The 11,692-nt window shown below is 57.0% G+C and carries 11 protein-coding genes; 5 read left to right on the top strand and 6 right to left on the bottom strand.

The features are described 5' to 3' along the window. Positions 1-7 precede the first annotated feature (7 nt). Together garD and KDX30_RS16360 are read left to right on the top strand one after the other, a co-directional pair. On the top strand, positions 8-1,561 hold the full coding sequence (gene garD, locus KDX30_RS16355) for a galactarate dehydratase (protein ID WP_231676924.1): 1,554 nt from the start codon (positions 8-10) through the stop codon (positions 1,559-1,561). Positions 1,562-1,865: 304 nt separating this feature from the next. Next, complete coding sequence (locus KDX30_RS16360) at positions 1,866-3,056, top strand: zinc-dependent alcohol dehydrogenase (RefSeq protein WP_099268157.1); 1,191 nt, start codon at positions 1,866-1,868, stop codon at positions 3,054-3,056. A 99-nt stretch (positions 3,057-3,155) separates the two neighbouring features. On the opposite strand, the gene KDX30_RS16365 is transcribed toward KDX30_RS16360, so the two are convergent. The 3 genes from KDX30_RS16365 to KDX30_RS16375 all read right to left on the bottom strand — a co-directional run bounded on the left by KDX30_RS16365 (position 3,156) and on the right by KDX30_RS16375 (position 5,533). Continuing rightward, the gene (locus KDX30_RS16365; RefSeq protein ID WP_027901123.1) at positions 3,156-3,926 is read right to left on the bottom strand and encodes an alpha/beta hydrolase family protein; all 771 of its coding nucleotides are present in this window, start codon (positions 3,924-3,926) and stop codon (positions 3,156-3,158) included. Beyond that, positions 3,910-5,034, bottom strand: coding sequence for a DUF3182 family protein (locus tag KDX30_RS16370; protein WP_231676925.1), 1,125 nt, complete (start codon positions 5,032-5,034; stop codon positions 3,910-3,912). The genes KDX30_RS16365 and KDX30_RS16370 overlap by 17 nt, the downstream gene beginning before the upstream one ends. A 118-nt stretch (positions 5,035-5,152) precedes the next feature. Beyond that, positions 5,153-5,533 carry a low affinity iron permease family protein gene (locus KDX30_RS16375; protein WP_027901121.1) on the bottom strand — a complete coding sequence of 127 codons (381 nt, stop codon included), beginning with the start codon at positions 5,531-5,533 and terminating at the stop codon, positions 5,153-5,155. A gap of 156 nt (positions 5,534-5,689) precedes the next feature. Here KDX30_RS16375 and KDX30_RS16380 point away from each other — a divergent pair, with 156 nt between their 5' ends. Further along, on the top strand, positions 5,690-5,884 hold the full coding sequence (locus KDX30_RS16380) for a hypothetical protein (RefSeq protein ID WP_099268154.1): 195 nt from the start codon (positions 5,690-5,692) through the stop codon (positions 5,882-5,884). Between the two features lie 276 nt (positions 5,885-6,160). On the opposite strand, the gene KDX30_RS16385 is transcribed toward KDX30_RS16380, so the two are convergent. Next, positions 6,161-6,358, bottom strand: a complete 198-nt coding sequence (locus KDX30_RS16385; RefSeq protein ID WP_027898088.1) for a hypothetical protein — start codon at positions 6,356-6,358, stop codon at positions 6,161-6,163. Between the two features lie 493 nt (positions 6,359-6,851). Between KDX30_RS16385 and amaA the strand changes: the two genes are divergently transcribed. Both amaA and KDX30_RS16395 read left to right on the top strand, forming a co-directional pair. Beyond that, positions 6,852-8,138, top strand: a complete 1,287-nt coding sequence (gene amaA, locus KDX30_RS16390) for an L-pipecolate oxidase (RefSeq protein ID WP_231676932.1) — start codon at positions 6,852-6,854, stop codon at positions 8,136-8,138. 137 nt (positions 8,139-8,275) lie between these two features. Continuing rightward, complete coding sequence (locus KDX30_RS16395; protein ID WP_231676926.1) at positions 8,276-8,482, top strand: DUF6434 domain-containing protein; 207 nt, start codon at positions 8,276-8,278, stop codon at positions 8,480-8,482. A 141-nt stretch (positions 8,483-8,623) separates the two neighbouring features. Here KDX30_RS16395 and hglS read toward each other — a convergent pair whose 3' ends face one another. Both hglS and KDX30_RS16405 read right to left on the bottom strand, forming a co-directional pair. Next, complete coding sequence (gene hglS / locus KDX30_RS16400) at positions 8,624-10,024, bottom strand: 2-oxoadipate dioxygenase/decarboxylase HglS (protein ID WP_231676927.1); 1,401 nt, start codon at positions 10,022-10,024, stop codon at positions 8,624-8,626. Positions 10,025-10,203: 179 nt separating this feature from the next. Next, positions 10,204-11,454 (bottom strand): 2-aminoadipate transaminase, encoded by a 1,251-nt coding sequence (locus KDX30_RS16405; RefSeq protein ID WP_231676928.1) that lies wholly within the window; start codon positions 11,452-11,454, stop codon positions 10,204-10,206. Positions 11,455-11,692: the final 238 nt, after the last annotated feature.

Raw genomic sequence — 11,692 nt, forward strand, 5'->3', positions numbered from 1 at the left:
AACCGTGATGAACCTGATTCAACATGCCGACTCCCCGCGCTACATCCGGCTCCATGAGCTGGATAACGTGGTGGTAGTAGTCAACGACCAGGGTGTGCCTGCCGGTACCGAATTTGATAATGGTCTGGTGACCATCGATAACGTTCCGCAGAGCCACAAGGTCAACACCGTCGATATCGCTGAAGGCGAGCCGATCATCCGTTACGGACACACCATCGGTTATGCCCTGCAGCCGATTCCTCGGGGCAGTTGGGTCAGGGAAGATCAACTGCGTATGCCATCGGCACCGGCGCTGGACAGCCTGCCGATGTCAGACGCGGTGCCGGAAAGAGGCGCACCGCTGGAAGGTTTTACCTTTGAAGGCTATCGCAACGCCGACGGTACTGTCGGCACGCGTAACATTCTGGGCATTACCACCACTGTGCAGTGCGTGACCGGGGTGCTTGATCATGCGGTCAAGCGCATCCGCGAAGAGCTGTTGCCCAAGTACCCCCACGTCGATGACGTGGTGGCGCTTACTCATACTTACGGTTGTGGTGTGGCTATCACCGCGACCGACGCTTACATCCCGATCCGCACAGTGCGTAACCTTGCGCGCAACCCGAACCTGGGTGGCGAGGCGTTGGTGATTGGGCTGGGCTGCGAGAAATTGCAAGCCGGGCAGGTCATGCACGAAGACGATCTGTCTGTGGATCTCAGCGATCAATGGATGTATCGCCTGCAGGACTCCAGCCATGGCTTCAACGAAATGATCGAGCAGATCATGGAGTTGGCTGAAGTGCGCTTGAAGAAGCTTGATCTGCGACGTCGTGAAACCGTGCCCGCCTCAGAGTTGATTCTGGGCATGCAATGCGGCGGTAGCGATGCGTTTTCTGGCATCACCGCCAACCCGGCATTGGGTTACGCCTCGGACTTGCTGCTGCGCGCAGGCGCTACCGTGATGTTTTCGGAAGTGACCGAAGTACGCGATGCCATCTACTTGCTGACGTCCCGCGCCGAGACTCAGGAAGTGGCCGAAGAGCTGGTTCGGGAAATGGACTGGTACGACCGCTATCTGGCGAAAGGCGAGGCGGACCGTAGCGCCAACACCACACCGGGTAACAAGAAGGGCGGGTTGTCGAACATTGTCGAGAAATCCCTGGGATCGATCGTCAAGTCGGGCAACAGCGCCATCAACGGCGTGCTGGGCCCTGGCGAACGCTTCAAGCGCAAAGGCCTGATTTTCTGTGCCACACCGGCCAGTGACTTTGTCTGCGGCACCCTGCAACTGGCGGCCGGGATGAACCTGCACGTGTTCACCACCGGGCGCGGTACGCCGTATGGTCTGGCGATGTCTCCGGTGGTCAAGGTATCGACCCGTACAGAGCTGGCGACGCGTTGGCCTGATCTGATCGACATTGATGCCGGCCGTATTGCAACCGGTCGTGCAACGATTGAAGACCTTGGCTGGGAACTGTTCCATTTCTATCTGGACGTGGCCAGCGGCAAGAAAAAGACCTGGACCGAGCATTACCGTTTGCACAACGACATCACCCTGTTCAACCCTGCGCCGATTACCTGATATCAGCGCTGTCTTTCCTGTGGGAGCCGGGCTTGCCCTCGATAAGGGTAACTCGGTCTCGCATGAATCGCGTCGCCCTTATCGCGGGCAAGCCCGGCTCCCACAAGGAACTGCGCCTGCCTCGCGAAAGCGAGCTTAGATAAATCTTCCCCGCCAAGTTCAAACTCCCAGCCCGACGGCGACGAGATTAACCACTGGTCATCTTTGCTTTAAGGCCCTCTGAACTTACATATTCTTTCGGTTCTCCCTTGTTAGTTCCGGGTGCTTTTGCCCGACTGGCCTTATCGCCTGCAAGGAGAGAAAAATGCGCGCACTGACTTATCACGGGTCTAATGATGTTCGGGTCGATACCGTTCCTGATCCGGTTATTCAAGAAGTCGATGACATTCTGTTGAAGGTCACCGCCACGGCGATTTGCGGCTCTGACCTGCATCTGTATCGCGGCAAGATTCCAGCCACTGAATCGGGCGATATTTTTGGCCATGAGTTCATGGGTATCGTTGAGGAGGTGGGTTCACAGGTCACCACGGTCAAGCCTGGCGACCGGGTTGTTATCCCCTTTGTCATCGCCTGCGGCAGTTGCTTTTTCTGCCAGCTGGACCAGTTCGCAGCATGCGAAACCACCAACACCGGACGCGGTGCAATTCTGAACAAGAAGTCCATTCCGCCTGGGGCTGCGTTATTTGGTTTCAGCCATTTGTATGGCGGTATTCCAGGTGGGCAAGCTGAGTACGTGCGCGTGCCTAAAGGCAACACCGGCCCTTTCAAAGTGCCGGGCACGCTGTCCGACGACAAGGTGTTGTTCCTTTCCGATATCCTGCCGACTGCGTGGCAAGCGGTGCTCAACAGCGGCGTAGGCCAGGGTTCGAGTCTGGCGATCTACGGTGCCGGGCCAGTGGGGTTGCTCAGCGCTGCTTGCGCAAGAATGCTGGGCGTCGAGAAAATCTTCATGGTCGATCACCACGCGTATCGCCTGGCCTACGCACAAAGCACTTACGGCGTGATCCCGATCAACTTCGATGAAGACGATGATCCCGCTGACACCATCATCAAGCAGACCCGTGGCATGCGCGGCGTGGATGGCGTGATCGATGCGGTCGGGTTTGAAGCCAAGGGCAGCACGACTGAAACCATTCTTGCGACCCTGAAGCTTGAAGGCAGCAGTGGCAAGGCTTTGCGCCAATGCATCGCCGCTGTGCGACGCGGTGGCGTGGTGAGCGTGCCGGGTGTCTACGCCGGTTTCATCCATGGCTTCCTGTTCGGCGACGCGTTCGACAAAGGCCTGACGTTCAAAATGGGCCAGACCCATGTGCAGCGTTATCTGCCTGAATTGCTCGAACACATCGAAAGCGGGGCGCTTGCGCCAGAGGCGATCATTACCCATCGCATGTCGCTGGAAGATGCCGCCGAGGGTTACAAGATCTTCGACAAGAAGCAGGAGGATTGCCGCAAGGTGATTCTGGTGCCGGGGATGAGTAGCGCTACAGCGGTCTAAAAGCCAAATGTAGGAGCTGCCGAAGGCTGCGATAGCGGGTGGTGTAGCTGAATAATCGCTATCGCAGCCTGCGGCAGCTCCTACATAGGTTTATGGCTGTCAGGAATACTTCGCCGAATGGTGCGGGTAATCCACAAGACGAGCGCCGATGACCATCTCACTGATCCAGTTGGTCAACATCGAGCTGTACATACTCTGGCTCAGATCGCTGCTCAACGCGTGGTCGGCGCCGTCCACCAGGCGATAGGTTAGCGAGTGGGCCTGTTCGAACGCACTGCGATAGCTCATCAACGTCGCGTGGGGCACATAGTCGTCCTGTTCGGACTCAATCAGCAGCACGTCCCCGTGAAACTCTTTGCAGGCTGCAAGCGCACGGTTGTCAGCGGCAGTCACCGCAGAGCGGCGGTAATGGGCCAGCTTGTCGCGATCCAGTTCCTGCTTGGGCATTTCCCAGTCGGCATCCCAATACAGCGCGGGTACACGCAACGCCAGCCATTTGACCGGGCGCATGGAGCTGAGGATGGTTGCCAGGTAACCGCCATAGCTGCTGCCAATGACGGCGATGGCATCGCTGTCGACCGCAGGGTGGCTGACCAGTCGGTCGTAGGCAGCGAGCAAATCCGCCAGGCTTTGTTCCCGGGATACCTTGCTACGCATTTCGTGAGTGCCCTCGTGCCCGCGCAGGTCAAACGTCAGGCACACACATCCCAGACCTGTGATGTTTTTGGCTCGCGCCAAGTCCCTTTGCTGACTACCGCCCCAGCCGTGGACGAACAAAATGCCGGGGATCTTCGCGCCAGGGGTCAGGATCGTTCCGGAAATGGATTGGCCATCTACTGCAATCTCAATGCTTTCACTGCTTACACTCATAAGGTCTGACCTTTGTGAATTTGCTGATGAAACCAACTTCAGGATCATCGCCTTCGTAAAGAACGCTGGCGTCGGCCGGGATCGTGGTTTCGCCGTATATTTCGTGAGTCGAGGCACAGATACGTTGCAGGGCTGGATCGGCCGCAAAAGCCAGTAAAGCTTCAACCTCAGCAGGGCTCGCACCACCGATTCGCCAGGATTGTTCCAGTACGCCGGAGCAGCGTTCGCCTTTGGCGTTGGTGCCTTGAGCAATGTCGTAGTTGCGCCTTGAGGCGATGAAGTCGGGGAAATGTTTGAGCGCCGCGTTCTCGTAGTGCATGGCCTGAGTCACGGCGCGGCGAACGGGCTCATCCAGCTCAAGCGCAAGCAGCGCTTCATAACCGCCGCGCACAATCCACAGCGTGGAGCCGCCATAAACCGTTTCGCCCTTGTTGTCCTCAGTGAGGCATTGGGTGCCGTGATAACTGGCGGTGATCCCGGCAACCTGCACCAGGCCAACACTCAGGGTGATAACGTCAGTTAGGTCTTCTTCGATCACCAGACCCCATGTTGCGACCTCTTCCATGGCTTGCTCGGCAATCGCGGCCTGGAGTTGGCCCTGATCAGTGACCACGATCTGCCCACGTCCAGCCGTCGCCAGCACGGGTTTGATCCGCGCCGCTCCGTTGGCCAATACTCGCTCACCGGCACGCAATGCGTCGGCTTCATTAAAAACGGTAAAACCTGCGAGCACTGAATCAGCCGCATCCTCGTGGATTTGCCGTGACCAGCCGGGAGGCTGCGCCGTGGCTTCATCCAGCAGGGGATGGGAAATGGCCTTGGTGGCCATAAATGGCTCGGCGATCAAACCACCGAACAGGTCGTCGAAAGACTGGATGTTTAGGGCGATGTTTTGTTGTTTGCCAATCAAGGTGTCAGACGGGATGAAGTAAAGATTCATGCCCTTGTGGATGGCGTTGTCGTATAGCCCGAGAAATTCACAACCCAATAAAGTCGCGATTTTCTCGGCCAGTTTCTGATGCACTACGACTTCATGTGTGGCCAGTTTTTTGTGGGTAGGCAGAAGAACTACAGCAGCTTTTTCAGTGCTAGATCCGGATCCGCTCATGGACGACTCCCTGTGTAGGCCAATGGCTCGCTACTAGGTTTTTTATACGTCGACTACCTGTTTTATGAACGGAGGGGCGGTTGTAGAGTTCCCCGGCGCTGACCGCCGGGCCGTTGCATCAAGGCTCGCTTTTGGCCGGGGAGCCGAGAGCCTCGATATCACCAATCGCTTTGTATTCCTTGCGCAGTGCACGAAGTTCTTTGTGATCCAGCTTGTCCAGGCTCAGCAAGGCGTTTTGCGCGTCCTTGGTCACGCGCAGCAGTTCGTCGATCTTGATATGCAGTACATCGTTGTCGCGGTTCTGAGTGTTCTGAATCAGGAACACCATCAGAAAGGTGATGATGGTCGTGGACGTATTGATGATCAGCTGCCAGGTATCGTTGTAGTGAAACCAGGGACCGGTGATTGCCCACAGGCAAATCAGGGCAATCGCAGCCATGAACGTTCGTGCGCTGCCTGCCCACTTGGACAGCCCTTGGGCAAATTGGGAAAACTTCATGCGGTGTGGCCTTTCGTAGAATCTGTGAACTACTGACCACAGCCGATTCTTGAAATTTCTTCTTACAAATACTTTCATCTTCGTCAGCAGTGAAACCCTTTTGCAATGCTTAGCTGTTTACATCAGCGCATTGAATTCTGGAAAGGGAGAAGTGCTATGCCGATGATCGCGAGATGGGCCCTGCAAGGTGTGGCGCTGTTTTTGTTTGCCTGGATGGCAGCGATGACGGGGCATTGGAGCAGCGAAGTCATGGATGGCAGTCGATCGGACCGGCTTGCAGTGCTGGGCGAGGCGGCGTTGGTCAACAGCAAAACCGTCGCCAGCAATGAGGCTGTGAGCACTGCGCAGTAGGTTTTCAGAGCCGGATGAAATGGGTTTCCTGTAGGAGCTGCCGAAGGCTGCGAAACGCTTGTCCTGACGCGCCGCTATCGCAGCCTTCGGCAGCTACAGGTCCCATTCTCAAACGCCAGACAAAAAAAGACCCGCTACGAGGCGGGCCAGGAGATTCAACAGGAGTGACGCTAGGTTAAAAGCGCCGCCGTGAAAATCATGTGAAAAGGATGTCGTAGAAATGGAAAGCCCGGCGAGTAAGCCGGGCTTTTTTATTCCTGTTATTCAAACCTGATCTCAACCGACATGCGCCGCCGTCTGGTTGACCGATGTAGAGCTGAACCTGCCGGGCAACGAGTGCGGGGCATTGATTCGTGATTTCATTTTTTCAGCAAATTCGCGGGCTTCATCCCTGCTGCGACATTTGACGGGGTAGTTGTCCAGCTTCACGACCCAATTGGCGCCGTGAGTCCCTTCTTCTATTTGGATTAGCATCGGTAAGCATCTCCATCAGTGGGGTGAACGAAACGCCGAGTCAACGGCGGCTGAAAACGTCGGAAAAATCCTGCACCGAAAATGGCAAATGAGCTACATAAAAATTACCTATCCGATGAACGTAATATTCCCGTATTCATTGGCCGAAACGACCTGTTTTCAATACGAGAAAAACGCCGTTTTGCGGTTCCAGTAGTAGCGTTTTAATGTCACCTGGATATTTCGAGACAGTTGAATTGTGGGAGCAGAGCTTGCTCGCGATAAGACTGAACTCGATTCACTTCAGGTCGCTTCCAGCCTTATCGCGAGCAAGCTCTGCTCCCACTGACTCACGTCAGCCCGTAGGGCCGCACACAGGTCTAAACCATCAGCGTCCGGATCATGCCGAAACCGACTGATATCCGGAGTAAAGGTCGTTTGGTATTGCCCTTGCATCGGATCAAGAATGAAGCAGATTATTTTCGTGTGCAGTTCTGGCGGGGATCAGTTCGAGATGGATCAGTTGCGTGAAAAGTGTTTGTGGGAACAAGTCACGACTCGTCAGATTCAATCGGTACCCCTGAGCGGTGCACTCAAGGTCGATGTCTGCGTGATCGGTGGCGGTATCACAGGTTTGTCTGCCGCATTGCATTTACTGGAAAGCGGCAAGTCCGTCGCGTTGCTGGAAGCTTCACGCATCGGCACGGGCGGCTCGGGGCGTAATGTCGGGCTGGTCAATGCCGGTAGCTGGATTGCGCCCGATGATGCTGCTGCGGTGCTCGGCCCCGGCGTGGGGGAGAAATTCAACACGGTCATGGGCCTCGCGCCTGCACTGGTCTTCGACCTGATCGAAAAATACGCCATCGACTGTCAGGCCCGTCACGACGGCACCTTGCACATGGCCCACAACGCCAATGGCGCCAAAGACATCCAGGCCCGTCACGATCAGTGGAAGCGTCGCGGTGCTGACGTCGAACTGCTGACCGGTGCCAAGTGCCGTGAATACTGCGGCACTGACAAAATCCCCACCGCCTTGTTGGACCGCCGCGCAGGCACCATCAATCCGATGGGCTACACCGTTGGGTTAGCAGAAACGGTGCTCAAGCTCGGCGGGCAGATTTTCCAGAACTCGCCCGTGCAGGCTGTCACTCGCGAAGGCTCTGGCTGGCTGGTCAATACGGCGGGCGGTACGGTTTCGGCTGACAAAGTCGTGGTCTCAACCGGCGCTTATACCGAAGGCGAGTGGGCGGGCATCAAGCAGAATTTCTTCAAGGGTTACTACTACAACGTCGCCTCCGAACCACTGACCTCAAGTGCTGCGGATGAAGTGCTCAAGCACGGGCAGGGCTCGTGGGATACGCGCCTGGTGTTGAGCAGTATTCGTCGCGACAACGAAGGTCGCTTGATCCTCGGCAGCATGGGCAAGATGAACAACAAGCCCGACTGGTTCATCAGCAGTTGGGCGGATCGCATCCAGAGCCATTACTTCCCGCAACTGGGCAAAGTCCGATGGGAAATGCACTGGACGGGCTGCATTGATTTCACCCCGGATCACATGGTCAAACTGTTCGAACCTGCACCGGGGCTGGTGGCCGCCAATGGCTACAACGGACGAGGCAACACCACGGGCACCGTCATGGGCAAGGCATTCGCGGACTTTTTGACCAAGGACGATCCGGACGTGTTGCCGATCCCGTTTGCCCCGGCTCCAGAGCTGAAAAGCGCAGGCGTGCGGGCATTGGCTTATGAAACGGGCTTCAACCTGTATCACGCGGGGCAGTGTTTGCGGGTGATTCTGTAAGGCAGGAATAGCGGTCCGGTAGGAGCGAATTCATTCGCGAAAGGGCCGTTACATCCGATACATTCTCATCGATTGATCCGACGTCTTCGCGAATGAATTCGCTCCCACAGGATCTCCACCGATTTGAGGATATTTCCATGCCCACCGACTGGCACAGCAACACCATCACCCGCGCCACGCCCGTGGACAAGACTTACAAAAACACCCAGAACGTTCGGCGTTTCATGCTTGAACAATGCGGTGAAAAATTCAAATTCGACCGGGATTTCATGGCCTGGATACGCAATGACATCCCCAAGACCATGGGCGATGTCGCCGATGAGTGGCAGCGTCGGCGGGGTTGATCAGTCCAGGCTATATAAGATATCCGTAGGAGCTGACGAGCACCGCGAGGCTGCGATGGCGGTTTGTCTGACACTCCGCCATCGCTGGCCTCGTAACCTCGGTGAGCTCCTACAGGATTAATCTGCTGTGCGACTCCCACGTCAGGCCAACGGTGCGATGCCCAGCGCTTGCGAGCACTCCCGTAACGAGCGGCGCTGTGTATCGGCATAGAGCTTAAGCTCGTTGATGGTGCTACGACCCAGTGCCCGCTCGAAATCCTGCTGATTGGAGCTGGTGCCGTAATGAGACTGCGCGTCATCGCCCAGGTTGGACTGGAAAATCCCCGCCGCACTCACCGGCAAAAAGTCTTCGTAAACCAATGGTTCGAAGTGTACGTAGCCCGCGCTGATCAACTGCTCAAGGCTTGATCCTTGCTGAATACTTGCACCCGCTGCGATGCCTTGTTCAGTGGCGAAGTAGCGGAAGTACGCCAGGTCCTGATCACGCATTTCTTCGTGGCTGTCCGGGAACGCCTTGAACGCGGTTCCCAGCAGTTCGGCGTAACGCACGGCATTGCCCTCGTTGGGGAATTCACCCAGCGCGTCCCGGGCTTCATTCAGCAACTGGTCGTAAAGCTCGCGGCCTTTGGGCGTCAGGGCTGCGCCACGTTGTTCGATTTCACCGAAGCGCGCCGAGTGGCTGCCTGCTTCATTGGCAGACTGGCCGATAAACGTGATGGGCTCTTCCAGCGCTTTGAAACTGGTCTGGCGCAACAGGATCGGGCAGTTGCGGCGCGGCGGTCCTTCGACCACGGCTTTAGGCGTGATGCCTTTTTTGGGCATGCCGTCCTGCACCGTGTCGATGTCCAGCGTACGCGGGGTCAGGTGATTGATGTGCGGGCCATGAAACGCCACCACGTCCGCGATCAGACGGTGTTGGGCGTTCAGTTGTTTGTACTGATCCAGGCTCACCGTGGCGGTGCTGTGCCAGCGAAAAGTTTCCAGTGCTTGCTCGACGAAGTCTTGTGCATCGGCGTCAGTCAGGCCGCCGTCCAGTTCAGACTTTTCAATCAACTCCAGCGCACGCGGGGTGAAGATCTGGCGTTTGCTTAGCACCTGGCTGGCGAAGTCGCGCAGCTCGGGATTGGCGATCAGCTCCAGACGCAGCAACGATGTGAACACCCGAAACGGACTGACTTGCAGAGCGTGTTCATGTACGGCACGAAAGGCGGTTGAGTGCACCGGCACGCCAGCGGGTGTCAGGTCGTAATAGCCCACCGGCTCCATGCCCATGACCGCGAACAGGCGGCTCAGGGTCGCCAGCTCAGTGGCGGTGCCGACACGGATTGCCCCATGGCGCTCCATGTCCAGCCGCTGGATTTCACCGGTCAGCTTCAAGCTTTGCGCAACCTGCGAATTGCTCGCCAGCACACCGTCGTTGGTGTCCGCGACCAGTTCCATCAGCGTGCCGTAGAGTGGCACCTCGGTCTTGTACATGTCCGACATGGCTCGAGAAAAACTGGCACGGATCTCGTCACGGTTTGCGAAGCTTGAAGCTGTCATTGCGGGGAATCTCCTGTTATTCGCACTAGGGCGTCGCTCGCGTTTATCAACGTCATCCTATGTGGGAGCTGAGCTTGCTCGCGATTCAGGCACCTCGGTTTACCTGATGCACCGGGTTGCCTGAATCGCGGGCAAGCCTCGCTCCCACAGGTACTCATGCAGTCTGTAGAAATTGATGGTTACTTCAACCCAACCAGACACCGCTCAAAAATATCCAGCCCCTCGCGCAACACCTCTGGCTCGATCGTCAATGGCGCCAGCAAGCGGATGATGTGTCTCGACTTGCCACTCGGCATCAGCAACAAACCTTCTTTACGAGCCGTTTCCAGCAGTTGCGCCAGTTGCTGAGTACCGGGTGCCCCATCGGCGGTGATCAGCTCAATACCGCGCATGGCCCCAACGCCCGTCAAGCGTCCCAGATAAGGCGACAGCTTTTTGGCCTGCCAGGATTCGTAACGGCTGACGATCATGCTTTCCTGCATCTCGCCCCAGGCGGAAAGGTTCGCGTCGTTCAGCTGGTCGAGGCTGGCGATGCCCGCCGCACACGCAATCGGGTTGCCGGAGTACGTGCCGCCAAGGCCGCCTTTGGGCAGCGAGCCCATTAATTCTCTGCGACCCACCACGGCGCCCATCGGGATGCCGCCAGCGATGCTCTTGCCCAGCAAAATCAGATCGGGCTCGATACCCAGCCGGGTGAAGGCAAAGCGCTGCCCGGTACGCCCGAAGCCTGACTGGATTTCATCGGCAATCAGCAGAATGCCTTTTTCATCGCAGAACCGGCGCAGCGCCTGGGCGAAGTCAGGCTCCATGGCTAGAAAACCGCCTTCCCCCTGAACTGCTTCAAAGATAAAACACGCGACGTCGCTCACATCGATCTCGACGCTGAACAAGCGGTCCATGGCTTTGAGCGCTTGCTCGGTGGTCACGCCGTTGTCTTTGCTCGGGTACGGAATGTGAAACACCGGGCCCGGCAATACTCCGACTTTTTGCTTGTACGGAGCGACCTTGCCATTGAGGTTCAACGTCGCCAGGGTGCGGCCATGAAAGCCACCGTCAAAGGCAATGACTGCGGTTTTGCCCGTGGCCCCGCGCACGATCTTCAGCGCATTTTCTGCCGCTTCTGCGCCGCTATTGGTGAGCATGCCGCTGAGTGGATAAGACACCGGGACGAACTGCTCCAGTTTGTCCATGAACCTGACATAGGGTTCGTGAGGCACCGCGTTGAAGCAGTAATGCGTGAGTTTCGTGGCCTGATCCTGAATGGCCGCTACAACGTGCGGATTGGTGTGCCCCAGATTAAGCACGCCAATGCCGCCAACAAAGTCGATGTAGCGCTTGTTGTCGGTATCCCACACTTCGGCGTTTCTGCCGTGGGACAGCGTCAGCGGATGAACATGAGAAATGGATTGGCTGATGTTTTCGCGACTCATGACCAGTTTTCTGCCGAGAGAGATTGCCCCTATATAAGCGAGTAAGGCCAATCACCCACAAGCGAAATAAACTCGCGGCGTCATTCCAATAATTCGGGACGTTGAAAGCACCGGCATGCAGCGCATTTTTGTATGCGCTGCCCCGGCGTCCCTGACACCACGCCGTCGTGAAGCAAGCGGGGATCTGCAGGAGCGCGCTTGCCCGCGATTCGGTCTGTCAGTCGATGAATATCTCGTC

Origin of the sequence: Pseudomonas quasicaspiana, assembly GCF_021147825.1 — a bacterium.
Lineage (GTDB): Bacteria > Pseudomonadota > Gammaproteobacteria > Pseudomonadales > Pseudomonadaceae > Aquipseudomonas > Aquipseudomonas quasicaspiana.

Excerpts from the sequence above, each read along its gene's own strand:
- garD (WP_231676924.1), top strand. The coding sequence starts at position 8 with ATGAACCTGATTCAACATGCCGACTCCCCGCGCTACATCCGGCTCCAT.
- KDX30_RS16360 (WP_099268157.1), top strand. The coding sequence starts at position 1,866 with ATGCGCGCACTGACTTATCACGGGTCTAATGATGTTCGGGTCGATACC.
- KDX30_RS16365 (WP_027901123.1), bottom strand. The coding sequence starts at position 3,926 with ATGAGTGTAAGCAGTGAAAGCATTGAGATTGCAGTAGATGGCCAATCC.
- KDX30_RS16370 (WP_231676925.1), bottom strand. The coding sequence starts at position 5,034 with ATGAGCGGATCCGGATCTAGCACTGAAAAAGCTGCTGTAGTTCTTCTG.
- KDX30_RS16375 (WP_027901121.1), bottom strand. The coding sequence starts at position 5,533 with ATGAAGTTTTCCCAATTTGCCCAAGGGCTGTCCAAGTGGGCAGGCAGC.
- KDX30_RS16380 (WP_099268154.1), top strand. The coding sequence starts at position 5,690 with ATGCCGATGATCGCGAGATGGGCCCTGCAAGGTGTGGCGCTGTTTTTG.
- KDX30_RS16385 (WP_027898088.1), bottom strand. The coding sequence starts at position 6,358 with ATGCTAATCCAAATAGAAGAAGGGACTCACGGCGCCAATTGGGTCGTG.
- amaA (WP_231676932.1), top strand. The coding sequence starts at position 6,852 with ATGGATCAGTTGCGTGAAAAGTGTTTGTGGGAACAAGTCACGACTCGT.
- KDX30_RS16395 (WP_231676926.1), top strand. The coding sequence starts at position 8,276 with ATGCCCACCGACTGGCACAGCAACACCATCACCCGCGCCACGCCCGTG.
- hglS (WP_231676927.1), bottom strand. The coding sequence starts at position 10,024 with ATGACAGCTTCAAGCTTCGCAAACCGTGACGAGATCCGTGCCAGTTTT.
- KDX30_RS16405 (WP_231676928.1), bottom strand. The coding sequence starts at position 11,454 with ATGAGTCGCGAAAACATCAGCCAATCCATTTCTCATGTTCATCCGCTG.